This window comes from Streptomyces sp. CB02923, assembly GCF_001905005.1.
GTDB lineage: Bacteria > Actinomycetota > Actinomycetes > Streptomycetales > Streptomycetaceae > Streptomyces.
Window position 1 is genome coordinate 439747 of sequence record NZ_LWKZ01000024.1, and the last position, 24406, is coordinate 464152.

General features: G+C 73.2%; 16 protein-coding genes. 13 read left to right on the forward strand and 3 right to left on the reverse strand.

Going from position 1 to position 24406, the window contains the following annotated elements; genetic code table 11:
- From A6A06_RS25230 to pssA, 3 genes are all read left to right on the forward strand, one after another.
- A complete protein-coding gene (locus tag A6A06_RS25230) occupies window positions 1-1209 on the forward strand; it encodes an acyl-CoA dehydrogenase family protein (protein WP_073763604.1) in 1209 nt (402 codons plus the stop codon).
- A gap of 169 nt (window positions 1210-1378) precedes the next feature.
- Window positions 1379-2026: a phosphatidylserine decarboxylase gene (locus A6A06_RS25235; protein ID WP_073763605.1), complete on the forward strand. Its 648-nt coding sequence runs from the start codon at window positions 1379-1381 to the stop codon at window positions 2024-2026.
- Window positions 2013-2867 (forward strand): CDP-diacylglycerol--serine O-phosphatidyltransferase, encoded by an 855-nt coding sequence (gene pssA / locus A6A06_RS25240; protein ID WP_199931134.1) that lies wholly within the window; start codon window positions 2013-2015, stop codon window positions 2865-2867. Before A6A06_RS25235 ends, pssA begins: the two co-directional genes overlap by 14 nt.
- Before the next feature lie 270 nt (window positions 2868-3137).
- Here pssA and A6A06_RS25245 read toward each other — a convergent pair whose 3' ends face one another.
- A complete protein-coding gene (locus tag A6A06_RS25245) occupies window positions 3138-4262 on the reverse strand; it encodes a glycerate kinase (RefSeq protein WP_073763606.1) in 1125 nt (374 codons plus the stop codon).
- Window positions 4263-4450: 188 nt separating this feature from the next.
- Here A6A06_RS25245 and A6A06_RS25250 point away from each other — a divergent pair, with 188 nt between their 5' ends.
- From A6A06_RS25250 to A6A06_RS25285, 8 genes are all read left to right on the forward strand, one after another.
- Entirely contained in the window at window positions 4451-6172 is a 1722-nt protein-coding gene (locus tag A6A06_RS25250) for a BCCT family transporter (protein ID WP_073763607.1), read from the forward strand.
- 135 nt (window positions 6173-6307) lie between these two features.
- Complete coding sequence (locus A6A06_RS25255) at window positions 6308-6691, forward strand: CU044_2847 family protein (RefSeq protein ID WP_073763608.1); 384 nt, start codon at window positions 6308-6310, stop codon at window positions 6689-6691.
- 3 nt (window positions 6692-6694) lie between these two features.
- Entirely contained in the window at window positions 6695-8908 is a 2214-nt protein-coding gene (locus A6A06_RS25260; RefSeq protein WP_073763609.1) for a VMAP-C domain-containing protein, read from the forward strand.
- Window positions 8909-8987: 79 nt separating this feature from the next.
- Window positions 8988-9947 carry an AAA family ATPase gene (locus A6A06_RS25265; protein ID WP_073763610.1) on the forward strand — a complete coding sequence of 320 codons (960 nt, stop codon included), beginning with the start codon at window positions 8988-8990 and terminating at the stop codon, window positions 9945-9947.
- Window positions 9944-13357 carry an SAV_2336 N-terminal domain-related protein gene (locus tag A6A06_RS25270; RefSeq protein WP_079194325.1) on the forward strand — a complete coding sequence of 1138 codons (3414 nt, stop codon included), beginning with the start codon at window positions 9944-9946 and terminating at the stop codon, window positions 13355-13357. The genes A6A06_RS25265 and A6A06_RS25270 overlap by 4 nt, the downstream gene beginning before the upstream one ends.
- Before the next feature lie 117 nt (window positions 13358-13474).
- The gene (locus A6A06_RS25275; protein WP_073763611.1) at window positions 13475-14749 is read left to right on the forward strand and encodes a tyrosinase family oxidase copper chaperone; all 1275 of its coding nucleotides are present in this window, start codon (window positions 13475-13477) and stop codon (window positions 14747-14749) included.
- Between the two features lie 64 nt (window positions 14750-14813).
- Window positions 14814-15308 carry an NUDIX domain-containing protein gene (locus A6A06_RS25280; RefSeq protein ID WP_073763612.1) on the forward strand — a complete coding sequence of 165 codons (495 nt, stop codon included), beginning with the start codon at window positions 14814-14816 and terminating at the stop codon, window positions 15306-15308.
- A 33-nt stretch (window positions 15309-15341) separates the two neighbouring features.
- Window positions 15342-16277: an LLM class flavin-dependent oxidoreductase gene (locus A6A06_RS25285; RefSeq protein WP_073763613.1), complete on the forward strand. Its 936-nt coding sequence runs from the start codon at window positions 15342-15344 to the stop codon at window positions 16275-16277.
- A gap of 57 nt (window positions 16278-16334) precedes the next feature.
- Here A6A06_RS25285 and A6A06_RS25290 read toward each other — a convergent pair whose 3' ends face one another.
- On the reverse strand, window positions 16335-18410 hold the full coding sequence (locus A6A06_RS25290; protein WP_073763614.1) for a PIG-L family deacetylase: 2076 nt from the start codon (window positions 18408-18410) through the stop codon (window positions 16335-16337).
- The gene (locus A6A06_RS25295) at window positions 18403-20250 is read right to left on the reverse strand and encodes a stealth family protein (protein WP_079194326.1); all 1848 of its coding nucleotides are present in this window, start codon (window positions 20248-20250) and stop codon (window positions 18403-18405) included. Before A6A06_RS25295 ends, A6A06_RS25290 begins: the two co-directional genes overlap by 8 nt.
- Before the next feature lie 270 nt (window positions 20251-20520).
- Here A6A06_RS25295 and A6A06_RS25300 point away from each other — a divergent pair, with 270 nt between their 5' ends.
- Both A6A06_RS25300 and A6A06_RS25305 read left to right on the forward strand, forming a co-directional pair.
- Complete coding sequence (locus A6A06_RS25300) at window positions 20521-21507, forward strand: hypothetical protein (protein ID WP_073763615.1); 987 nt, start codon at window positions 20521-20523, stop codon at window positions 21505-21507.
- Complete coding sequence (locus tag A6A06_RS25305) at window positions 21507-24341, forward strand: stealth conserved region 3 domain-containing protein (RefSeq protein WP_073763616.1); 2835 nt, start codon at window positions 21507-21509, stop codon at window positions 24339-24341. The genes A6A06_RS25300 and A6A06_RS25305 overlap by 1 nt, the downstream gene beginning before the upstream one ends.
- Window positions 24342-24406: the final 65 nt, after the last annotated feature.

The window sequence follows — 24406 nt, forward strand, 5'->3', positions numbered from 1 at the left end:
ATGAGCGGACGCCTCGCACAGACCGAGGGCCTGACGGACATCCAGCGGGAAATCCTCTCGACGGTGCGTGACTTCGTCGACAAAGAGATCCTGCCGGTCGCGACCGGGCTGGAGCACCGGGACGAATACCCGACGCAGATAGTCGAGGGGCTGAAGGAACTCGGCGTCTTCGGGCTGATGATTCCCGAGGAGTACGGGGGTCTCGGCGAGTCGCTGCTGACGTACGCGCTGACGGTGGAGGAGATCGCCCGCGGCTGGATGAGCGTGTCGGGCATCATCAACACGCACTTCATCGTGGCGTACATGCTCAAGCAGCACGGTACGCAGGAGCAGAAGGACTATTTCCTGCCGAAGATGGCGGCCGGTGAGATCCGTGGCGCCTTCTCGATGTCGGAGCCGGCGCTCGGCTCGGACGTCTCGGCCATCAGCTCCAAAGGGGTGGCGGACGGCGGAGATTATGTACTGACCGGTCAGAAGATGTGGCTGACCAACGGCGGTTCGTCAACTCTCGTCGCGGTGCTGTGCCGTACGGACGAGGGCCATCCGGAGGGCACCGCGCCGCACAAATCGATGACCACCTTCCTCGTGGAGAAGGAGGCGGGCTTCGGTGCGGTCCGGCCGGGGCTGACCATCCCCGGCAAGATCGACAAGATGGGCTACAAGGGTGTCGACACCACCGAAATGATCATGGACGGGCTGCGCGTCCCCGCCGACCGGGTCCTCGGCGGCGCGACCGGACGTGGCTTCTATCACATGATGGACGGCGTCGAGGTCGGTCGGGTGAACGTGGCCGCGCGGGGCTGCGGCGTCGCGCAGCGCGCCTTCGAGCTGGGCGTTTCGTACGCACAGCAGCGGCACACCTTCGGCAAGCCGATCGCCCAGCACCAGGCGATTCAGTTCAAACTTGCCGAAATGGCTACAAAGGTCGAAGCGGCCCATGCGATGATGGTCAACGCCGCACGCAAAAAGGACTCCGGTCAGCGAAACGACCTTGAGGCGGGCATGGCCAAGTACCTGGCCTCCGAGTACTGCAAGGAGGTGGTGGAGGACGCGTTCCGCATCCACGGCGGCTACGGCTTCTCCAAGGAGTACGAGATCGAGCGCCTCTACCGGGAGGCACCGATGCTCCTCATCGGCGAAGGCACCGCCGAGATCCAGAAAATGATCATCGGTCGGCGACTGCTGGAGGAGTACCGAATCCAGGGGTGAACGCCCGATTTGGGGTGATTTCTTCAGGACGAAGATCACACCCGGTCATCGTTGTTCGGCCATGGATTGGCTCTGGCTCTTGGCCAGTTGCCGCTCGCAACCGATACCATCCCGGGAAAGCCGCCGTCCCCCATTGCATATGCGGCATCCTCCGCTACGAAGGTCATCCATGCCCCACAGCCAATCCTCTGCACAACGCGGTCGTGTCCGCCTCGCGCGCGGAGCGTCGCCGTGGCTTCTGCCGACCGTCGCGACGGCAGCGGTCAGCCTGGCCCGTTCCCGTCGCTCGGGACGCTGGGCCGCCGCCGCCGTGCCCGCCACCGCACTGGCGGCGGGCATGCTGTGGTTCTTCCGCGACCCCGAGCGGGAGATCGCTCAGGGCCGGGTCATCTCCCCGGCCGACGGCGTGGTGCAGAGCATCATGCCGTGGAAGGACGGGCGCACCCGCGTCGCGATCTTCATGAGCCCGCTGAACGTCCACGTCAACCGCGCGCCGCTGGCCGGCACGGTGACGTCCGTGGAGCACATCCCCGGCGGGTACGTCCCGGCGTTCAACAAGGAGAGCGAGAACAACGAGCGGGTGGTCTGGCACTTCGACACCGAGCTCGGCGACATCGAGATGGTGCAGATCGCCGGGGCCGTGGCCCGCCGCATCGTCCCCTACGTACCGCAGGGCTCGAAGGTGGAGCAGGGCGAGCGCATCGGCCTGATCCGCTTCGGCTCGCGCGTCGACGTCTACCTCCCGGCGGGTGTCGAGACCGCGGTCGAGGTCGGCCAGGCCACCACCGCGGGGGTGACACGCCTTGACCGTGATTGATCCCGACACACAGTCCGGCTGGGTCGCGGAGGTCGAGGAGGAGGACGCGGCCGGCGACATGCCGCTGTCCACCCGGTTGTCGATAGCGGACACGCTCACCCTCGGCAACGCCATCTGCGGCTTCATGGCCGTCTACTTCACCACCACCGGCGTCCTGATCCCGCACCTGACGGGCAACGACGACGGCGGGATGGCGCGGCACAGCGCCGCCATGGCGGTGATCCTGATGCTGCTGGCCTCCGTCTTCGACCTGTTCGACGGGCTCGTCGCACGCAAGCTGCGGGCCTCGGCGATGGGGGCCGAGCTCGACAACCTCTCCGACCTGATCAGCTTCGGGCTGGCACCGGCGTACTTCGTCGTCACCTGGGGCATGGTCGCCCCGGACTCACACCAGCGGGTCTCGGTGGTCGCCGCGGTGGTGGTGCTGCTGGCGGTGATCCTGCGCCTGGCCCGGTTCTCCTGCGTCACGCTGCGTGACGGCATCTTCCAGGGCATGCCGAGTCCGTTCGGCGCGCTGACCGTCGTCGCGATCGTCCTGCTGGAGCTGCCCTTCGTACCGACGCTGCTCGCGATCATCGGGGTGGCCTGGCTGATGGTGAGCCGGGTCGAGTACCCGAAGCCGCGGGGGCGGCTCGCGGTGGCGATGCTCAGCTGGATCGTGCTGAGCATGGGCATGCTGGCGGCCTGGGCGCTGGACGCCCCCGGCGGCCAGATGCTGCTCCAGACCGGATGCTCCCTCCAGATCGTGCTGGGCGCGATGATCCCGGTCTTCGCGACGGCCCGCCGGGTCAACACCTTCCGCGACAACCGCCGCGAGGCGCGCAGCGCGCAGATCCAGTAGCGGATTCCGGTCCACGGACCGGAAAGGCCCCCGCCGAGCGCATCAGCTCGGCGGGGGCCTTTTGTCGTATACGGAAGCACGCAGGCGCACGGAGCGCGCGGGGGCGCACGGAGCGCAGGGGGCACGGCCGCCGCACTCCGCGGCTCAGCGCCTTACCGTCACCGTCCGTCGCTCGGGTCCAGACCTTCAGCGTCCGCGGCTCGGCTCCGCACCGTCACCGTCCGTCGCCCGGCACCGGACCCTCACCGCCCGCGACTCAGCGCCGTCCCGTCACAGCAGGAAGTCCCGGGCGAGAGCCTCCGCCGCCCGTTCCAGGAGCGGTCCCGCCTCGGCCATGCAGCGGGCCGGGTCCGGCTCCAGGTCGGTCAGCGGGTAGGCGCGGCGGATACCGGCCCGGCCCAGGGCCTCCGGGGGCAGGGCCAGGCGGCCGCAGACCGCCGTCACCTCCAGGCCCGCGGCGCGGGCCGCCGCCGCGACGCCGGCCGGGGCCTTGCCGTGCAGGGTCTGCTCGTCCAGCGAGCCCTCACCGGTGACGACGAAGGTGGCACGGGCCAGGGCCGGGCCGAAGCCCAGCACCTCCAGCATGACGTCGATGCCCGGCCGGAAGGCGGCTCCCAGGCCGACGAGGGCGCCGTAGCCGATGCCGCCCGCCGCGCCCGCGCCGGGTGCGGCGGCGTATCCGGCGGCGCGGGGCCCGACCGCGGTTTCCAGGACCTTGGCGTAGTGGCCCAGGGCCGCGTCCAGCGCTTCGACGTCCTGCGGGCTCGCGCCCTTCTGCGGCCCGTAGACGGCGGGTGCGCCCTTGGGCCCGGTGAGCGGGTTGTCCACGTCGCTGGCGAGGACCACCTCCGTACGGGCGAGCCGCGGGTCCAGACCCGTGAGATCGGCGGTGGCCAGGTCGCGCAGCGGGCCGCCGCCCGGTGCGAGCGGCGTGCCCGCGGCGTCCAGGAAGCGGGCGCCGAGGGCGGCGAGCATGCCCGCGCCGCCGTCGGTCGTGGCGCTGCCGCCGACGCCGAGGACGAGGGTGGTGGCGCCCGCGTCGAGCGCCGCGCGCAGCAGTTCACCGGTGCCGTACGTGGTGGCCGTGAGCGGCGCGAAGCGGCCCTTCGGCAGGTGCTGGAGGCCGGACGCCTCGGCCATCTCCACCACGGCCGTGCCGTCCTCGCGCAGCGCGAAGGTGGCCGTGACCGGGTCGCCGGCCGGGCCCGTGACGCGTGCCTCGTGCCGGGTGAAGCCCGCCGCGAGGGCGGCCGCGACCGTGCCGTCGCCGCCGTCCGCGACCGGGACGGATTCCACCGCCAGGCCGGGGACGGCCCTGCGCAGCCCGGCCGTGACGTGCCGGGCGACCTCGGTGGCCGTGAGCGAGCCCTTGAATTTGTCCGCGGCGACCAGCACCCGCGGTGCCCGGTCCTGGTCTGCCGCCGGTGTCCTTGCTGCGTCCGCCACTGTTTCCCCTTGCTTTCGAACTGGCAGTCGCGCCGCTGCGACCTTATCCGGCGCGGTGGCCGGCGAACAGGGACCGATGACGCCGGACGGCGCGCCCATCCGGCGAAGCGTCGCTTTTCCGGTCATAGTGGGACGCCATGAGCGTGCAGACATCCGAGGAACCGACGCCGAATTCCGTGCCGGGAGACGCGGCGCACGATCCGCCGCCCGATCTGGTCCTGGTCGGCGTCGGGGTGGCCGCGGTGCTCGCGGTGGTGGCCTGGGCAGCCCTGGGAAAGAAGAATTTCGAATCGGTGACCGACACCGCACTGAATTGGGTGCTGGGCAATTTCGGCTGGCTCTTCGTGGTGGCCGCCGATGTCTTTCTCGTCCTGTGCTTCCTCATCGCCTTCAGCCGTTTCGGGCGCATCCGGCTCGGCAAGGACGACGCGGAGCCGGAATTCGGAAATCTCGCGTGGATCGCGATGATGTTCAGCGCCGGTATGGGAATCGGGCTGATGTTCTACGGCGTCGGCGAACCGCTGCAGCACTACGTCTCCCCGCCGCCGTCGACCGGCGTCACACCGCACAGCGGCGCCGCGGCCCGTACCGCACTGGAGTACTCGTTCTTCCACTGGACGCTGACCCCGTGGGCCATCTACGGCATCGCGGGCCTGGCCCTGGCCTACGCGGGCTTCCGCAAGGGCCGCAGCAACCGGCTCAGCTCCGCCTTCGTACCGCTGATCGGCGAGCGGCGGGCCGGCGGGCGGCTGGGGCACCTGATCGACCTGCTGGCCGTCTTCGCGACCGTCTTCGGCACGGCCACCAGCCTCGGCCTGGGCGCCCTCCAGGTCAGCAGGGGGCTCAACATCACCACGGGCGCCGCGGACAGTACGGCCGTACAGCTGATCATCATCGCCGCGCTCTCCGCCGCCTTCGTGGGGTCCGCCTTCTCCGGTCTGCACAAGGGCGTCAAGTGGCTGTCCACCCTGAACATCGTGCTGGCCGCGCTGCTGATGCTGTTCGTCTTCGTGCTCGGCCCGACGGTGTACGTCCTGGACAGCATCCCGGCGAGCGTCGGCGGCTACCTCAACGACCTGCTGCCGATGGCCTCGCGGACCGGCGCGTTCACCGACGCGAGCTGGCTCGGCGCCTGGACGATCTTCTACTGGGCGTGGTGGCTGTCCTGGGCCCCGTTCGTCGGTACGTTCATCGCCCGCATCTCGCACGGGCGCACCATCCGGGAGTTCCTCTTCGGCGTGCTGCTGGTGCCGAGCGGCGCGACGATGATCTGGTTCTGCGTGATGGGCGGCAGCGCCATCCGGCTGGACGCCAGCGGCCTGGCCGACCTGGCGGGCAACGCGAAGGACGCCGAGGCGTCGCTGTTCGGGATGCTGGACGCGCTGCCCGCCGGGACCGTCTCCTCCTGGGTGGCGATGATCCTGGTGATGACGTACTTCATCACCAGCGCCGACTCCGCGTCCCTGGTGATGGGGTCGCTGACCAGCCGGGGCGCGCTGCACCCGCGGACGTGGCTGGTGGTCACCTGGGGCATCCTGATGGCCGCGGTCGCCGCGGTGCTGCTGGTGGCCGGCGGGCTCAATTCCCTCCAGACGGCGACGATCCTGGTCGCGCTGCCGTTCGTGTTCGTGATGCTGGCACTTTGCTGGGCGCTGCTGAAGGAGCTGCGCGAGGACCCGGGCGCCGGCCCGGCGCGGCACCACGCGATGCACGGGCTGCGCAGCGCGGTCCGCGCCATCGTCGGCGAGACGATCACCGAGCAGGGGCCGACCCGGCACCCGCGGCTGCGGCGGGCGGCGGACGCCAAGCGGACGGGCGACGACACGGGCACGCCGGGGCAAGGGCCGCCGGAGCCGTAGGGCGCGCCCGGGACGCGGCCCGGCAAGCGGAACGGCGTCGGTGGCACCGGCCCGCGCGCCGGGCGGCACGGCCCGGGTACCGGACGCGTACCGATCGGTGAACGAGCCTGTTCCCAGGGCGACTTGATCGGCACAATGAGCCCTGTGCCGCATTACGACTATGTGGAGTTCCCGTTCGACGACGCCACCGTCCGGGTGGAGCTGTCGGCCGCCGGAGAACCGGCCGGCGGGCCCGGTGACGCGGACCTGCCCGGCGGGATCGGCGGCGTCACACCGGTGGGCAGCGGCGCCCGGGTCACCGCCGCGGCGGCCGACGCGCTGCGGGCCGTGCTCAGTCCGCTGGGCCCGGTCCTCCAGCAGGTGCACGACGCGGTGCGGGCGGCGCCCGACCCGCCGCAGGAGCTGGCCGTGACCTTCGGCGTGCAGATCGGCCAGGACCTGAAGCTGGGCATCGTGGGCAGCGGCGGCCAGGCGAGCATGACCGTGTCGGCGAGCTGGCAGTTCCCGGTACGGGACTGAGCCGTGGGCTGGTTCACGGTGCCCGCGGACGAGCCCCCTGCGGACGCCCGCGGGGCGCTGGCCGGGGTGATCGGCATGAAGGGCGCCGGGCGGGGCCGGACGGCGGGCGCGGGCGTCTACCTCACCGACCGGTACCTGCTGACCTGCGCCCACGTGGTCAACATCGCGCTCGGCGTACGGCCGCTGAGCCCTCACGACCCGGGGGCGGTCCGCCTGGACGTCGCTTTCCCCGTGCTGTCCCCCGCACCGGCGGTGTCCGCGCGGCTGACCGTGTGGGTGGCGCCGCGCGCTGTCGGCCGGGCCGGACCGGCGCCCGACGGGGCCCTGGAGTGGGCCGGTGATCTGGCCGTACTGGAACTGGACGAGCAGCCGGAGGCCCCGGTGCGCCCGCTGCCCTGGACGGACATGGCCACCGGCCAGGAGGTACGGGCCTGGTACGGCGGCGGGCAGCCGTTCACCTACGCCGATGTGCGGGTGGGCGCCTGCGACGGCTCGGTGGGCTACCTCGACGGGCAGCTGTCGGGCGCTGCCGTCGAGGAGGGCTACAGCGGCGGCCCCCTGTGGTCGCTGCGCGACGCCGCCGCGGTCGGCCTGGTGATGGGCCGGATCACCGCGCCGGTCGGGGCGTTCTCCGCCCAGCACACGGTGCGGCGCAGCTGGGGCGTCAGCCGGCAGGCCATCGAGGCCGAGCTGGCGCGGGCCGGTGCGGGCGGGCTGCTGCCGACGGGCGATCCCGGTGCTGCGTCCTTCCCCGAGGACAGCGGTCTGCGCGACATGCTGGCCGGTCCGGTGCAGGCACTGCTCGGCGTGCCCGCGGAGCGCGCCGCGCACGCCACGGCCCTGGGCGCGGAGCTGGGCCTGCGGACCCCGGCGGACGGTTCGGCGCCGACCGTGGAGGAGCTGGCCACCGTCCTGTACACGCAGCGCCGGGCACTGCCGACCCTGGCCGAGTCGCTCGCGCGCACTGTCACCGACAGCGGGACGCGCGCCGAGCTGAACCGGCTGCTGGGCCTGGGGCGGGCCGTCAAGGCGGCCGGTCTGCTGTCGGTGGGCGAACACCGCAAGCTGCTCGCCAAGCTGACGGACCTGACGGCCCGTGACCCGGGGCTGCTCCCCCGGGCCGCCGCCGCGGCTCTGCAGTTCATGACGCTGCCCGCGCCGCTGCACGGCGCGCGGCTGGCCGCCACGGCCGTACCCGCCGCTCTGCACGCGCTGGAGAAGTGGCCCGGCGACTGCGGGCCCGTACCGAACGAGACGCCCCGGCTGCCCTCGCTGGTGCGGGTGATGGAGTACGTGGCTGCGGAGGTCGGCGGGCTGGCGGGCGAGGTGCTGCGGGAGTGGAGCGCCAGGGTCGCCCAGCGGCTGGGTGTCCATCCCTCGGCGCTGGACGAGCGGCGGGCCGACGCGGCGCGCTGGGCCGCGCGGACCGCGTCGGCGGGCACCTGCATCCTGGTGGAGCTGACCCGGCACGCGGACGACCCGCCGGACCGCTACCGCTGCTCGGTGTGGCGGGTGCGGGACGACGGTACGACGGCGCGGGCCGGGTCCGGCGACGACCGCCCGCTGGACGGCACGCAGATCGCCCGGCTGGTGCGCACCGTCGCCAGCGGCGCGGAGCGCCCCGGCCGGGGCGTGCCGATGGTCGCGGTGGCCGTCGGCCCGGACGGGCTGCAACTGCCGGTGGACGAGTGGGACGGCGCGGAGCCCGGCGAGCTGTACCCGGCGCCGCTGGGCGAGGACTTCCTCGTCGTCCTGCGCTGCCCTCAGATGCGCCGGCACTCGCAGACCGCCCGGCACGACCTGAGCCGGCGCTGGGAGGCCCGGCGGCGCACCGGGCCGCTGATCGCCGACGAGCAGGTCACCAGCGACCGGGAGCTGATGGGGATGCTGAAGACCACCCACCGGGACCAGGGCAGCGTCGTGGTGCACGGACCGCCCAAGCACCGGGCACTGTTGCTGAACGTGTGCCTGTTCATGGGGGTGCCGATCGTGCTGTGGGACCGGGAGGCGGTCGACCACCGGCAGGCGGCGCGCCTGGAACCGTCGCGCCCGTCCGGTCCGTTGGAAGAACTGCCGGAGCGGGTACGGCATTTCCGGGTACGGGCCCACATGGACCCGCCGCAGGCGGCCCGGCCCGCGCTCGTCTGGGAGGACGCCGAGCTGCCGCTGCCGGACGAGCTGCTGCTGGCCGATCCGGGCGCGGGGCCCGAGGGGTGAGGGGAGGGGCGTACGGACCGCGGTACGGGGGCGCGGGCCGCGGCGGAAACCGACGGAGGACGGCGGGAGCGGATCGGCGATGACGGAGAACGACGCGTGGCGGCTCTTCCGGGGCGACCGTACCCCCCGGCGGGCCAAGCTGCCCCCGGCGCCGCCCTGGCGGCAGTTCACGGCGCCCGGCGCCGCGGACGGCGGCGGGCGGCAGGAGCGCCCGTACCTGATCGGCCGGGCCCAGGCGGACGTGGTGAGCGCGGCGCTGCATCTGCGGCGCCCGCTGCTGGTGACCGGCCACCCGGGCACCGGCAAGTCGTCGCTGGCGCACGCCATCGCGTACGAGCTGAGCCTGGGGCCGGTGCTCCAGTGGGCGGTCAACAGCCGTTCGGTGCTCAAGGAGGCGCTGTACGACTACGACGCCATCGGCCGGCTGCGGGAGACGCATCTGCGCCAGGAGCACACCGGCCCCGAGCCGGACATCGGCACGTACATCCGGCTGGGGCCGCTGGGCACCGCGCTGGTGCCGCGTGACGTCCCCCGAGTGCTGCTCGTCGACGAGCTGGACAAGGGGGACGTGGACCTGCCCAACGACCTGCTGATGGTCTTCGAGGAGGGCGAGTTCGAGATTCCGGAGCTGTCCCGGCTGCCGGAGGACCGCAGTGAGGTCGAGGTGCTGCTGCACGGCACGGACAGCGGGCGGGTGCGGGTGACGCGCGGTCTGGTGCGCTGCCGGGAGTTCCCGGTGGTGGTGATCACGAGCAACGGTGAGCGGGACTTCCCCCCGGCGTTCCTGCGCCGCTGTGTACGGCTCGCGCTGCCCGAACCCGACGAGGACCAGCTGCGCAGGATCGTCGCCGCGCACATGGGCGAGCCGGCCCTGCGGGGAATGGACGACCTCCTGCACACCTTCGTCAACGAGCGGGCGCACGGCGAATTGGCGACGGACCAGCTGCTCAACGCGGTCTTCCTGCGCAAGGGCGGCGTGGACCTGGACGCCCAGGGGCTGCTGCGGGCGGTCCTGCACCGGCTCGGCGGAACGGTGTGACCGTGCCGGGCGGCGGCGCCGGTTTCGAGCAGGTCGGTGCGGTCACCGGCTACGACCTCTCCACCCTGGAGCTGCTGGACGTCCTGTGGCTGGCCGGGCGGCTGCCCCGCGACGGGTCCGTGCCGCTGGCCGCGCTGCCGGCGCAGCCGGCCGGTCCGCACTCCGGCGAGGGCCGGGTGCCGCCGCCCGGGGAGTCTGGCCGGCTCCCGGACGGTACGGCCGCGGGCGCGTCCGGCCGGGCGCGAGCCCCGGCCCATGCCGGACCGGCCCGGCGCCGGGCGTCGCCTTCCCAGCTCGCCGGTGCCCTGCATGCCGCGGCCTCGGCGGGCGGCGCCGTCGAGTTCTCCGGCACCGCCGCGCGGGCCGGGCACGGGGACGCCGGGGCGCTGCCCGTACGCATACCGGAGAACAAGGCGCTGGGGCACGAGGAACTCCGGCTCAGCCGTGCCCTGCGCCCGCTCAAGCAGCGGCGGCCGCGCCGCGACCGCCAGGAGCTGGACGACGCGGCGACCGTGGCGGCGATGGCGGAGACCGGGCTGCCGGACGTGGTGACGCGGCCCGCCCGCGAGCGGTGGCTGGATCTGACGCTGCTGATCGACGACGGCGTGTCCATGCTGCTCTGGCGCCGCCTGGCCGCCGAACTGCGGGCTCTGTTCGAGCAGTTGGGCGCCTTCCGGGACGTACGGGTACACGGCCTGGACAGCCGGTCGCCGGACGGCCCCCGGCTGCGGGCCCGCCCCTTCGACCCCGATCCGGCGCTGCTGTCGCCCGCGTCGGTGGCCGATCCGTCCGGCCGCAGCCTCATCCTGGTCGTCAGCGACGGCGTCGGCTCCTGCTGGCGCGACGGTACGCTGCACACCGCCCTGGAGCGCTGGGCGCGCCGCGGCCCCACCGCCGTCGTCCACGCGCTGCCCGCCCACATGTGGAGCGGTTCGGGGCTGCGGGCCGAGCCGTGGCGGGTGACGACCCGGCAGCGGGGCGCGGCCAACGACACCTGGGACGTGGCCAACGCGCTGCTGCCCGCGGGCTTCGCCGACGACTTCCCCGGCGTCCCGGTCCCCGTCCTGGAGCCGCGCCGCGCGGCCGTCGCCGCCTGGGCCCGGCTGGTGGCCTCGCCCGGGGCCAGCGCCGAGCTGCCGCTGCTGTCCCCGCCCACCGTTCCCGGAGTGCGCCCGGAGGCGGGCACCCGCACCCCGGACGCGGCGGATGCCGTACTGCGCTTCCGCGACGCCGCCTCCGCCCCGGCCTACCGGCTGGCCGCGCACCTGGCCGCGGTGTCGCCGATCACGGTGCCGGTGATGCGGCTCGTGCAGGCCGCGGTGCCGTGGCCCGCCGAGACGTCGCATCTGGCGGAGGTGTTCCTCGGCGGGCTGATGCGCCGCGCCGGGCCCGCCGACGCCGCGCAGCCGCAGCACCTCAGCTTCGAGTTCGCCGAAGGCACCCAGGAGATTCTGCTGGACACCGCCTCCCCGATCGAGCTGCTGCGCACCACGCGTGCGGTCACCGAGCGGCTGGCGCGCCTGGTGGGCCGTTCGCCGGACTTCCCGGCGTGGCTGGCGCACCCGTCCGGCACCGGTGAACTCCTGCCCGGCACCCGGCCGTTCGCGTGGCTGGAGGACCGGCTGCTGACGCACCTCGGTGCCCGGCCGATGGCGCAGATCCAGGCGCTGCCGCCGGAGACGTACGAGGAGGCCCGGCTGCCGGACACGTCGGGTACGGCGCCGTCCTGGCTGCCGCTGCGGCTTCAGGACCTGCACTCCCTCGGCCCGTACACCCTGCGGCTGCGCGGCGAGTCCAGTGGTGTGCCCAATGCGTACATCGGCGAGAACGAGACGGGCGCGCAAGTGCTGCTGCGTGTCTCGCAGTCCGTCAAATGGCCGATGGCCAGGGAACTTCTCGGCGTCGAGTGGCGTGCGCTGCACCGCATGGGCGGGGTCTACGCCCCTGAGGTGGTCGCCAGTGACATGGAGGGTCCGGTGCCGTGGATCGCGCTGCGGCTGGACCGGCTCAGTACGGAGCTGCCCGCGCCGACGCTGCGCGCGCTGCTGCGCGCGGCGGGCGCCCTGTACGACTCGCCGCTGTTCCCGTGGCTCGGATGGCACTTGGCGCGCGCGGTGAGCCGCTGCCACCGCAACAACATCGTGCACGGCGCGCTGACACCCGGGACCGTGCTGGTCACCGAGGAGACGGTACGGATTCTGGAGTGGACCTCGGCCCGTATCGACGGCGAGTCCAGCGCGTCGCCGCTGGCCATGCCCACCCGTTCGCCGCACCGGGCGCCGGAGGTCACCTCCTGGGGCGAGTCGCGGATCGCCGCGGGCGACGTGTACGCGCTCGGTACGATCCTCGTCGACGCCGCGACGGGCCGGTCCTGGCGGTGGTACCGGCGCGACGTCCTGCTCACCCAGGAGGAGTTCCTCCAGCTGGACGGCGGCCTGCGGGACATCCTGCTGCGGTGCATCGACGACGAGCCCGAGGCGCGGCCGACGGCCGCCGAGGTGGCCGAGGTGTTCGCCGGCTACCTGCCGGAGTCGGTCACCCGCGCCGGTGCGGACGACCGCCCCTCCGGCCCGCCCCCCAGCCTGAGCCCGGAGCTCCCCGAGCCGGACCGCAGCGACACCGACGCCGAACGCGACCAGCTGCTCGCCACGGTCCGGGCCCCGGTATCGGGCCCCCTGCACATCGCGCTGCTCGCCCTCAAGGACCGGGTGGGCTGCACCACGACGACGGCCGTGCTCGGCGCGCTGCTGGCCGAGCAGCGCCGGGAGCCGGTCCTGGCCGTCGACGCGGACCGGCACGCCGGCAGCCACATCCGCATCGCGCGGCGCGTCTACCGCGACACCGACGCCCGGCTGACGGACCTGGCGCGTTCCGCCGGACATGTGCGCGGCTTCGGCGACTTCCGGCTGTTCGTGTCCCAGCACCGGTCGGGGCTGCTGGTGCTGGCCAACGACTCCGTGCACCACGGGTCGGGCACGCCCGCCCAGTTCACCGACCGCGACTACGCGACGGTGACCGCGCTGGCCGAGCCGTACTGCCCCGTCACCCTTGCCGACACCGACCGGTTCCCGCAGGCCGTGCTGGACCGCACCCATCGCGTCGTGATCGTGACCCGGGCCGACCCGGCCGGGCTGACCCACGCGGAACGGTCCATGGACCGGCTGCTCACGCTCGGTCTGCCGCACCTGGCGGCGGACGCGGTGGTGGTGCTCAACCACAGCCGCCCGGAGGCCGGCTGGACGCTGAACCCGGCGACCGTGCGCGGGCTCAGTTCGCGGTGCCGCGGTGTGGTCATGGTGCCACGCGACGGCCATCTGGCCACCGGCAGCGTGGTGGAGCTGTCCTGGCTCGCCCCGGAGACCTACCGGGCGTATCTGCGGCTGGCCGCGCTGCTCCTGGACCGCTGGTGAGACGGGGCCTCCGCGTCACCTGTTCGGGTGCATTCGGCCGGGGAAGGCGTCCGGGCCCCCGGCCGGGGTGAAGCTCCGGACAAGGGCGAAGGTCCGGACAGAGGCGAAGGGGGCCCGGTGCGACGGCGCGACGTTTTCGCGGGGGCCACGGCGGCCGGTGCCGCGGCCCTGCTGCCCACGGCAGCCGGCCCGCGCGGCTCGCGCCCGTACACCGAGCGGTATCTGGGCCGGACGATCCGCATCGACGCCCCGCACGGCACGGCCCGGGTGACGATCGACGGCCGCGCACTGGACCTGATGCGGATGGGAGCGGACGCCTACCTGTCCCCGCTGTGCCACTACGGATTCGACCGGACCCCGCTGGCCGCCGCGCGCCGCGCCGTGCGGCGGCTGCGGGGCGCTCGGCTGCTGCCGCCTCCGCCGCTCCGGTCGTGGCCGCGGCCCGTGGTGCCGCCCGGCCCCGCGCCCCCTGCCCGCCCGTACGTCCGCAAGAACCACCTGGCGCTGACCGCGCAGGAGCGGCACCGTTTCGTGGACGCCGTCCTGGAGGCCAAGCGGCGCGGCGTGTACGACGCTCTGGTCGCCGTCCACATCCGGCTGAACTCGCACGACTACATCCACCGCGACCACGGGCGGCGCACCGCGCACCTGACGCCTTCCCTGCTGCCCTGGCACCGGCAGTTCCTGCTGTACTTCGAACAGGAACTGCGCGCGATCGACCCCGCTGTCACCCTGCCGTACTGGGACTGGACGAGCGACCGCGGCCGGGAATCGCCGCTGTGGGCCGACGACTTCATGGGCGGCGACGGGCGGCCCGGCGACCGGCAGGTGACCGCGGGCCCCTTCGCCCGGCGCAACGGCTGGCGGCTGGGGGTCGACGTCCGGCCCACCGGCCACGACGTGGCGTGGCTCAACGGCCACTACACCCAGGACGACCGGCACTTCCTCACCCGCGCCCTGCGCCGTCCCGGCGTCCTCTCGACAGCCCGGCAGCTGGAAGCGGCCCTCGCCCTGCCGGTCTACGACTGTCCGCCGTGGAACCACCTGAGCGGCCAGTCCCGTTCCCAGCGCAGCTTCCGCAACCACCTGGAGGGCTATGCGAAGTTCCCGTGGGAACGGGACTGGGGCAAGCTGCACGGCTCCGCCCACGCCTTCGTCGGCGGCCACATGGACTTCATCGGCTCGCCCAACGACCCGGTGTTCTTCCTCCACCACTGCTTCATCGACAAGATCTGGGCCGAGTGGCAGCGGCGGCATCCCGGTGTCCCCCACTACCTCCCGCTGGAACCCGCACCTGACGTGCCCGGCCTCCACACCCCGCTGGCCCCCTGGCACACGATGTCCCCGGCCGACCTCGTCGACCACACCCGGTTCTACCGCTACGACGCCTGAGCGGCAGCACCGGACCGGTGAGACGGCCCGCAGGCCCCGCCGCCGACCCCACTACGCTCGACGTATGACTACGGACTACGCCACTTATATCGCCGGTCTTCCTCGTGTACTCGCGGGGGCCGGTGTCATCTTCCGCGACGCCGACGGCCGGGTGCTGTACGTCGAGCCGAACTACCGCGACACCTGGAACCTGCCCGGCGGCACCATCGAGTCCGACGAGGGCGAGTCGCCCCGCCAGGCCGCGCGGCGGGAGACCGCCGAGGAGATCGGCCTGGATCTGGAGCCGGGCGCGCTGCTGGCCGTCGACTGGGTGCGCGGCACCGCACGGCCGCCGCTGGTGTCGTACCTGTACGACGGAGGCGTGCTGGACGCGGAGCAACTGGCGGCCGTCCGCCTCCAGGAGAGCGAGCTGCTGTCCTGGTCCCTGATGACGTGGGAGGAGGCCGAACCCCGGCTGTCCCCGTCGATGGCGCTGCGGATGCGGGCCGCACTGGACGCGCTGGCGCGCGGCCGCGGTCCGGTGGAGCTGGAGGACGGTGTCGCGCCGGCCGCCCCTTGACCTCAAGCCCCCTTGAAGTTGCATCGTCACCCCATGACTCTTCTCCCGGATTCCGCGGTCCGGCCCGGCCGCCTGGCAGTGGGTGTGGTGCTGCCGTCCCTGACCGTGCAGCGGGAGCAGAAGCTCCCCCTCACCGAGGCGGCCCGGCACGCGGAACTGGCCGGGCTCGATCTCGTCGCGCACCGGGGCGGGCCGGTTTCCGGCACACCGTCGCTCGACGCCGCGGTGGCGGTGGCGGCGGCGGCCGCCGCGACCGAGCGGATCACCGTCGTCGGCGAGGCGTGCGCACCGGCGCTCCTGCCGCCGGTGCGGGCCGCCGAGCAGGTGGCGAGCCTTCAGTACGTCGCGGACGGGCGGCTGGTGCTGGCCGTGGGGACGGACGCCGGGCACGAGCGGTGGGCGGCTGCCGGTGTTCCGTACGACGAGCGGGAGCGCCGGACCGACGCGGTGCTGCGGCTGCTGCCCCGTCTGCTCGCGGGCGAGCGGGTGGCACTGCCGTACGAACCGGGGTACGCGGCGGCGGAGTCGGCGCCCGCCGTGCCGATGCCGCCGGTCTGGATCGGCGGCACCTCGCGGACCGCGGTGCGGTGCGCCGCGCGCCTGGGTGACGGCTGGTTCCCTTCCCTGGCGTCGGCCGCCGAAGTGGCCGAGGGCACCGTGCAGCTGGCGGAACTCGCCGCCGCCTCGGGCCGCCCGGCCCCGGCCGTCGTCGTCGGCACCACCGGCGCGCTCGGCGGGGAACCGGGCCTGCCCGGCCGCGCGGACATCGCGGCGGATCTCGCCGCGGCGCACGGCGGCCGGCCGGGGCGTTTCGCCGACGTCCCGGTGACCGGCGGTTGCCGGGAGGCCGCCGAGCACCTGCACCGCTACTGCGGCGCGGGGGTCACCCGCGTCCTGGTGGACATCGCGGGCGGCGACTGGCGCAACCAGGTGGACCTGCTGGCGGACGTACGGGATTTGTTGCGCTGACGGGCGGTCGGCGGACCGCAGCTCGTCACGGTGGGCCGCAGCCCGCCACGCTGGGCCTCAGCCCGCCACCGTCTCGCTGTGCAGCGTCGCGTCCGGTCCCAGCCGGACCAGGACCGGGCGGGCACCGGCGGCACCGGTCAGGCAGACGTTGCCGACGGCCCGGCCTGCGACGGTGGACCAGCGCGGAGCCTTACGGGTGCCGATGGTCGCCAGGCTGGTGCTGCCGTTGTTGTTACGGGCTGCCAGCAGGACGCCGCCGCCGCGGGCGGGATGGAGGGTGAGCATGCCGTACCCCCGGGCATCCAGGCCCACGCGCTCGGGCCGCCAGGTGCCGCCCCCGGCGGGCAGGGTGTGGACGAGCGGACGAGCGCTGCCCGCTTCCCGGAAGGCGAGCAGGATCGTGCCGTCGGGGCGGGCCAGCGCCGTCGGCGGGTCGGCGGGCGCGGGCAGTCCGGTGGGCACGAGCGTGAAGTCGCCGCCGGGCCGCTGCTGCGCCCAGTGGTGAACGGTGTCGTGCGCCGAACCGAACAGGTGCACCCGCCCCTCGCGGTCGGCGACGGCGCTCAGCCCTTCCTGCACCTCGGCGCCGCCCAGGTCCGTCCAGCCGTCCCATCCCGCGTCGGTGTGCCGGCGGACCGCGACGCCCTTGGCCCAGGTACGGACGAAGAGGCAGGTGGTTCCGTCGGCGGTCCGGACCGTGACGGGGCCGCCGACGCGCCGGCCGTGGTCCGGGTCGGTCTCGGGGTTGCCGAGCGAGGACCAGGCGCCGAACGGCCCGCCCTTGCGGGTCTGTCCGGCCGTGACGATCTCGCGGCGGTTGTCCGGTCGCGTGCGGCCGAGTGCGGCGATCCGCTCGGCGAAGAGCTGCCAGCGGCCGTCCTCGGTCAGTTCCGCGGTCAGACCGGGCAGCAGTCCGTCGCCGCCGAGCAGCCGGGGCGCGGTCCATGTGCCGCTGCCGCGGCCGGTCTCCTGCCACATGGCGGCCTGGCCGCCCAGGACGGCGAACGCGGTCAGCCGCCCGTCGGGCGCCGGGCGCGTGCGCGGACCGGCGGCGGGGTGGCGCGGCGAGGTGCGCTGCAGCCAGCCGGTGCCGAAGGAACGGTCCCGGCCGACGTCGTAGTCCCCGCAGCCGGCGGCGAATCCGCAGGAGCCGGGGTTGCCCCCGTACGCGTTGAGCACGTCCGCCTTGCCCCGGACGACCTGTCGGGGCAGGTTGTCCGGCCAGCGTTCGTTGTAGTAGCCGCGATAGGCGGTCACCAGGTACGAGCGGCCGGCGCCGCGGCTCCGGTAGCGGGCCAGGGCGGCGTGGGTGAACAGGGCGGCGGCGGTGTGGTCCGGGTGGTCCGAGTAGCCGTGCGCATCGTGGTGGAGCCGGTGTTTTTTGTCGTGGACCTGCATGTCGGGGTCCGGGTCCATGGTCCGCACGAGCGTGGGGCGGTACTGCTCCAGCAGGTGGACCAGTGCGTCGGTCAGGCTCGCCCGGGTGACCCGGTGCGGGTCGCGCACGGGTGAGCCGGTGGTCACGTGCGTGCTGGTGACCATGGCCGGGTCGGCCCACAGGTCCACCAGGCCGCGGCTGCGGCCACCGCCGTGCGAAGAGTGCTGGAGCAGGCCGAGGAAGACGAGCTGGAGACCGGGGTGGCCCGCGAGCGTGTCGGTCTCGATGAGCGTGCCGTCCGGCAGCTTGTCGGCCTTCAGCTCCCAGCGCGCGTCGGTCCGGCCGGTCGCCATGAGCGAGTAGGCCTGGCGGAGGCCCTGCCGCCGGGCCCCCGCGTAGGCGGCGCGGTCGGCCTTCGGCGCGGTCGTGCTGCCCGGGGCCTTGTTGCGGCCGTCGGCCTCTCCGGAGATCAGGTAGACGGTGACGAGCTGGTCGTTGGCGTCGATGGACTGCTGGAGGTCCGGGTTCAGGAAGTACAGGTCGTCGTCCGGGTGGGCGACGACCTGTAGGACGCGCGCGCCACTGCTGCCGTCGGCGGCGGCGGACACCTTGCCGCGCTTGCCGGCCGGCGCGGTGCCGGGCCGCGGGCGCTCGGCACGGTCGCCGCACCCGGCCACGGTCAGGGCGGCGAGGCCCAGGGCGACGGCGCGGCGGGTGGGGCGGAGCGGGCCGCCGGTCCCGATGTGCTCAGGCATGCATTTCGTATCGGCTGGGTACCGGGAAATACGCTTCGAGGAAGGGGTGCAGCAGGCCGGTGCGCTGTTCGAAGTCGTCCTCGGTCGACAGGGTGTCGTTGAGGCAGAAGACGCTCTTGTCGCGGTGCAGCAGGAGCCTGTCGAGCCGGTTCGCCGCGTTGGGCCGCGAGACGTCGATGTAGACGTACGGCAGGTCGCTGGGCAGCGCGCGCCGGGTGTGGAACGCGTAGTAGTGGTACAGCGAGGACGGGATGGAGATGTCCTCGTCACTGCGGAACCGCTGGGCCGCGGTCCTCCGGTGCTGCTCGGCGAACTCCCCCTCGATCTCGGTGAGGACGTGCCGGTTCAGCGCGTGCGGTACGTGGCGCATCTTGCGCACCGGCGTGGTGCCGAAACGTTCCTGGATCAGCGCGCGGTTGTTCTTGCCCGCGACGGAGACCGGTACGTCCTCGGCGGAGGGCGGGCCGAACGGCACCAGCGCGGGCGAGGGGAAGCACTTGGTCAGGCCGTTGCCGAGGAAGAAGTCCCTGGGCCGCATCTCGGCGCCCAGGAACACGTCGTCGTTGAAGTACAGGAAGTGCTCCGAGAGGCCGGCTATGTGGTGCAGCTGGCTCTCGATGGCGTGCGAGTTGAACGTCGGCAGCACGCCGGGGTCGCTGAAGATCTCGCGGTGGCTGACGACCTCGATCCCGGGCTGCCGGGTGTCGAGCCAGGCGGGCGTCTGGTCGTCGGTGACGAGGTAGATGTTGCGTACCCACGGGGCGTACATCGCGAGCGAGCGCAGGGAGTAGCGCAGCTCGTCGTGGTTGGCGTAGCGCGCCGCGTTGGCCGCTTCCTCGTGATACGCGTCGCCCGAGTAGCGGGCCCGGCGCTGCTGCCAGGCCGGGTCGGCGCCGTCGACCCAGGTGTAGACGACGTCGACGGGGAAGGTGACGTCGTGCGGCAGGACGGTGGTGAACTCCTCACGGGTGCGCACCATGAGGGGCGATACGTCCCGGGTCCCGCCGGGGGCGGTGAACATCGCGGCCGCGACCTGGACGGCGGGCGCGTCGGCGGCCACGGACTCGGTGACGTCGTTGCGCCGCGGAGCGGTCAGCCGGCCGTCCTCGGGCTTCCAGAACTCGATGTCGCAGCCGTTTTCGGGGCCCAGCACCAGGCGGCGGGTGCGCTCCGTGCGGTACCAGAACAGCCGCAGCGACGTGGCGCGGGCATGGCGGCGCCAGCCCGCGGCGGGGTAGGCGGGGGCGACCCGTCCGTCACCGTCGTGCTGCGGGCCGAAGTAGGCGGGCAGGGTGCGGCAGAGCTTCTGCAGGGCGGCCAGGGTGCGGTCCCGGTCGGCCGTGGAGACCGCGACGGTGGTCGCGCCGCCCGTCCGGCTGCGGACGCAGAAGTAGTCGATGTCCGCGTCTTCGAGGGCCGCGGCGACCGCGCCCAGGTTGGCGCGGCGCGCGGTCTCGGGGGAGAGCCGGTCCTCGACGAATCCGACCCGGGGGCGTCCGTCGACGGTCAGGACGGTCCCGCCGGAGGCGGTGATCAGGGAGCGGCGGCGGGTGGTCAGGGCGCTGCCGCGCACCTGGCTCAGGGGCCGCCCGGCGGACGCGGTGGTCAGCGCCCGCTTGATGCCACGCCGCATCTCGGGCGAGTACCGGCCGGCGATGGCCCGGCGCAGGCGCTTGGGCAGCACCTTGCGGTAGACGGCGACGAGGGGCGACGCCTCGGAGTTGACAGCTCCGTCGGCGCCGGGCACGGCACCGGCCGGCTGGTGCGCCGCGCTCCGCGTGGCCTGCGGTCTGCCGCCCGGCGCGCGCTGCTCGGCGCGCACCGCCTCACTCTGCTTCATTCCCTCGGTTCTCCCCGTCGCGGAGTCGCTCTCGACACGGTGAAGCACCGGTCGTTCATCTTTTCTTCACTCTACATTTACCCTTTAAAGAGAGAAATGTCGGGGTAGATCCTCCGTCCACGCCCCTGAAGAGGACGTAAGGGACACTCAGGATGCCTCGCTTCAAAGTGATCTAGGTCTCTTATTGTTTTCTATCGAACGATTTGCCGCACCTACGCATCCTTGACACCATGCGCTGGCCGCCTGCCGAAGGAGAGAAGTCAAAGCACCATGAGCGAAGCTCTGCTGTCCCACGCAGTAGGGGCGGTCAAACGCGCCCGCCGCACGGCCGGGCGGGTCCGCCGCCGCGTGGAGCGGATCAACACCGTCCCGGCGCTCGGCACCCGCGGCCCCCGTGCCACGCTGCGCCCGGCCCACCTCTCCGTCCTCGGCGGACGCACCCTCAACGTCGCGGTGCCCTGCCCAGCCGGTCACACCGGCGCGGAAGCGGCCCGCCTCGTACTGGAACACCGCGGCCTGCGCCGTACGGCCGAGATGGAAGCCGAACGGCAGCCGGACGGCACCGTCCTGCTCACCGCCACCGCGTCGCTGCGCCACGCGCGCCACGACTTGGGCCTCGGCGGTCTGCGGCTCGACGACGGCGTGTGGCGGCTGAGCGTCGCCCTGCGTGACGCGTCCGGCACCCAGCACGTCTTCGCCGTCGCGGCGGCCGACCCGTACATCTCCGACGGTCCGACCCTTCCGCACCCGCCGAGCGCCACCAGCGGCACCGTCTTTCGGCCGGTGCGCTCCGTCGACGGCTACGCCATGATCAAGGTCACCGGGCCGCGCGAGCAGGCGGAGCTGGACACCTTCGAGCTGCGCTGGGACCGCATCACGGTGCGGGGCAGGCTGCTGGCCGCCCGTGGCCGCACGGACGAGTACCGCGCCGAGGCCGTCCGCCGCGGCTCGGGCGCGACCGTCCCCGTCGACCTCACCTGGGACGGCGACCACTTCACCTTCGACGTGCCGCTCGCCGCCATGGCCGGCGGCACCCGTGCCCAGCGCATGTGGGACGTCCAGCTGCGCCGCGGCCGCAACCGCATCAAGATCTGCCGCGGGCTCACCGACGTACGACACCTCGGAAAAGTCTTCCGAGTTCCCTTCCGCACCATCGCCATCGAGGACGGCAGGCTGCTCCGCGTGCACGCCCACCTCTCGGCTGCCGGAGCCTTCGCGGTCAACTGCACCGCCTTCACCACCGAGGAATCCGCCTGATGAAGATCACGTTCCTGCTCACCTGGGGCGACGAGATGGGTGGCACCGAGATGGCCGCCTACACGCAGGCGGTACACCTCGCTCCGCGTCACGACGTCGAGGTCATCAGCGTCTTCAAGACCCGCGAGGAGCCGTTCTTCGGCGCCGGCCGCGCGATACCCCGCCGCTACCTGGTCGACCGCACCGGACCGTACGGCAGGCCGGTACGCACCAGCGACCTGGACGAGCAGTCCTGCCGCACCCTCACCTCCCTGCCCAGCGAACTGGTCAAGCCCGCCTGGGAGCCCACCTTCGACCGGCTCTCCGACATCGAGATGAGCGCGGCGCTCGGCTCCCTGGAGACCGACGTCCTGGTCACCACCACCCCCGCGCTGATGGCCGCCGCCGCTGAGCTGGTCCCCACCCGCGTCATCACCGTGCACCAGGAGCACCGCGTCTCCCAGCTGCGCGGCGCCGGCGGCGAGCCGCTGCTGGTGTACGCGCCCCGTGTCGACGCCCTGGTCTCCCTCACCGAGAGCACCAACGACTGGTTCACCGACTCCCTCGGTGCCGCCGCCCCGGAGCTGGCAGCCATCCCCAACGCCGTGCCCAGCGGCTTCCGACCCCGCTCCGACCTGGACGGCAAAGCCATCGTGCTGGCCGCCCGCATGACGCCGGAGAAGCGGCTCGACCACGCCATCGAGGCGTTCGCCTCCATCGCCGACCAGCACCCCGGCTGGGTCATGCGGATCTTCGGCGACGGACCGCAGGAAGTACGGCTGCGCCGCATCATCGAGGGCCTGGCCCTGCACGACCGCGTCCACCTCCTCGGCCGGTCCCCGGACATGGAACAGGAGTGGGCCAAGGCCGCGCTGGCGGTACTGCCGTCCCGCTACGAGGCGTTCGGCCTGGTCCAGCTGGAGGCCCTCGCCGCCGGTGTGCCCGTCGTCGCGTACGACATCGTCACCGGCCCCGCCGAGATCGTCCGGCACGGCGTCGACGGACTGCTCGTCCCCGCCGGGGACAAGGACTCGCTGGCCGTCGCCATGAGCAAGCTCATGGAGGACGACGACCTGCGCCGCGCCTACGGCAAGGCCGCCCGGCCGGGCGTCTACGAGCGCTTCGGCGCCGACAAGATCACCGAGCGGTGGGAAGAGCTGTTCACGCGGCTGGTGGCCCGCCGCGACGACCCCCGCCGCCTGGCCGAGCGCGCCGACCGCACCGCGCGCCGCGTCGCGGCCGGCGGCAGCCGCAGCTTCAACGTCGCCGCCCCCATCAGCGTCCTGTCCGGCTCCGCCGACGAGCAGAAGGCCCGCGAGGTGCTGCTCCAGGCCCAGGACCGCACCGGGACGCTCGTGCGCTCCGCCGGCCGGCTGGCCGAGGTGCGCGACGACGTCCTCGCCCCGCGCATGGCGCAGTGGAACCTGGAGATCGCCACCGACGCGCTGAACGCCCACGGCATCCCGTACGTCCTGCTGCGCGAGAACGGCGCCGCCTACCGCATCGCCGTCGAGGTGGAACGCCGCGAGCAGGTCTTCGAGGCGCTCGCCGGCGAACTGCACGGCAAGCCCGTCTACGCCGAGCTGATCACCCCGCGCGGCGCGGCACCGGGAGCCGTGCTCGCCGAGCGGCTGCGCGGGGCCGGTGACGTGGCCGGCCTCCGGATCTTCAAGCCGCTGGTCACGGAGAGCCGCACCCTGCGCTACGGCCCGGCCTACGGCTGCGCCATCGAGTTCTGGGCCGAGAACGACGAGACCGAGGAGATGCCGGGCTGGCGCAGCGCCCCGCGCGGCACCACCCTCATCGGTCCGCGGGTGCCTTCCCTGAAGGCCGACGCGACGCTGCGGGTCGGCGAGCGCGACCACCCCACCCTCGCGCCCTTCACCGACCGCCTCGTGTGGGACGTCGACTTCCCCATCGACGTCGTCTACACCTGGGTCGACGACACCGACCCCCGGTGGCGCGAGCGCCGCGACACCGCCAAGCGCGCCGCCGGCATCGACACCGACGGCGGTGCGAACAGCGGCGACGTCCGCTTCCGCAACCGCGACGAGCTGCGCTACTCCCTGCGCTCGCTTGCCATGTACGCGCCGTGGGTGCGCAACGTCTACCTCGTCACCGACGACCAGACGCCCAGCTGGCTGAACACCGAGCACCCCGGCATCAAGGTGGTCAGCCACCGGGAGATCTTCGCCGACCCGGAGCAGCTGCCCACCTTCAACTCGCACGCCATCGAGAGCCAGCTGCACCGCATCGAGGGCCTGTCGGAGCACTTCCTCTACTTCAACGACGACGTCTTCCTCGGCCAGCCCCTGACCCCGCGCTCGTTCTTCCACAGCAACGGCATGGCGTGCTTCTTCCGCTCGCCGACCACCATCCCCCCGGGCGAGCTGTCCGAGGGCGAGGAGGGCTACTTCTCGGCGGGCAAGAACAACCGGGCCCTGCTGCAGAAGCACTTCGGGTACACCACCACCCACAGCTTCCTGCACACCCCGCACCCGCTGCGCCGCAGCGTCCTCGCCGAGATGGCCGAGAAGTTCCCCGCCGAGACCACGGCCACCGCGGCCAACCGCTTCAGGACGTCCACGGACCTGTCCATCGTCTCCTCGCTGCACCACCACTACGGCTATCTGACGGGCAGCTCCGCCCCCGCGACGATCAGTTGCGCGTACATCAACGCGGGTGACTACGCCCACCACTCCCGCCTCAGCCGCATGCTCGCCACCCGCAGCCACAGCGTGTTCTGCATCGGCGAGTCCGCGGAAGCCGAAGTCCCCGCCGACGAGCAGGACCGCGTCCTGCGCGCCTTCCTCGGCGCGTACTTCCCGATCCGCTCGCCTTACGAGAAGAGCTGACCGGACGGCCCCCGAGCGAGGACGATGGCGGGCAGCCTAGGGCGTGCGGGCGCACCCTAGGCTGC

Excerpts from the sequence above, each read along its gene's own strand:
- A6A06_RS25300 (WP_073763615.1), top strand. The coding sequence starts at position 20,521 with ATGAGCGAAGCTCTGCTGTCCCACGCAGTAGGGGCGGTCAAACGCGCC.
- A6A06_RS25285 (WP_073763613.1), top strand. The coding sequence starts at position 15,342 with ATGACTCTTCTCCCGGATTCCGCGGTCCGGCCCGGCCGCCTGGCAGTG.
- A6A06_RS25235 (WP_073763605.1), top strand. The coding sequence starts at position 1,379 with ATGCCCCACAGCCAATCCTCTGCACAACGCGGTCGTGTCCGCCTCGCG.
- A6A06_RS25295 (WP_079194326.1), bottom strand. The coding sequence starts at position 20,250 with ATGAAGCAGAGTGAGGCGGTGCGCGCCGAGCAGCGCGCGCCGGGCGGC.
- A6A06_RS25290 (WP_073763614.1), bottom strand. The coding sequence starts at position 18,410 with ATGCCTGAGCACATCGGGACCGGCGGCCCGCTCCGCCCCACCCGCCGC.
- A6A06_RS25250 (WP_073763607.1), top strand. The coding sequence starts at position 4,451 with ATGAGCGTGCAGACATCCGAGGAACCGACGCCGAATTCCGTGCCGGGA.
- A6A06_RS25255 (WP_073763608.1), top strand. The coding sequence starts at position 6,308 with ATGAGCCCTGTGCCGCATTACGACTATGTGGAGTTCCCGTTCGACGAC.
- A6A06_RS25280 (WP_073763612.1), top strand. The coding sequence starts at position 14,814 with ATGACTACGGACTACGCCACTTATATCGCCGGTCTTCCTCGTGTACTC.
- A6A06_RS25230 (WP_073763604.1), top strand. The coding sequence starts at position 1 with ATGAGCGGACGCCTCGCACAGACCGAGGGCCTGACGGACATCCAGCGG.
- A6A06_RS25305 (WP_073763616.1), top strand. The coding sequence starts at position 21,507 with ATGAAGATCACGTTCCTGCTCACCTGGGGCGACGAGATGGGTGGCACC.
- A6A06_RS25265 (WP_073763610.1), top strand. The coding sequence starts at position 8,988 with ATGACGGAGAACGACGCGTGGCGGCTCTTCCGGGGCGACCGTACCCCC.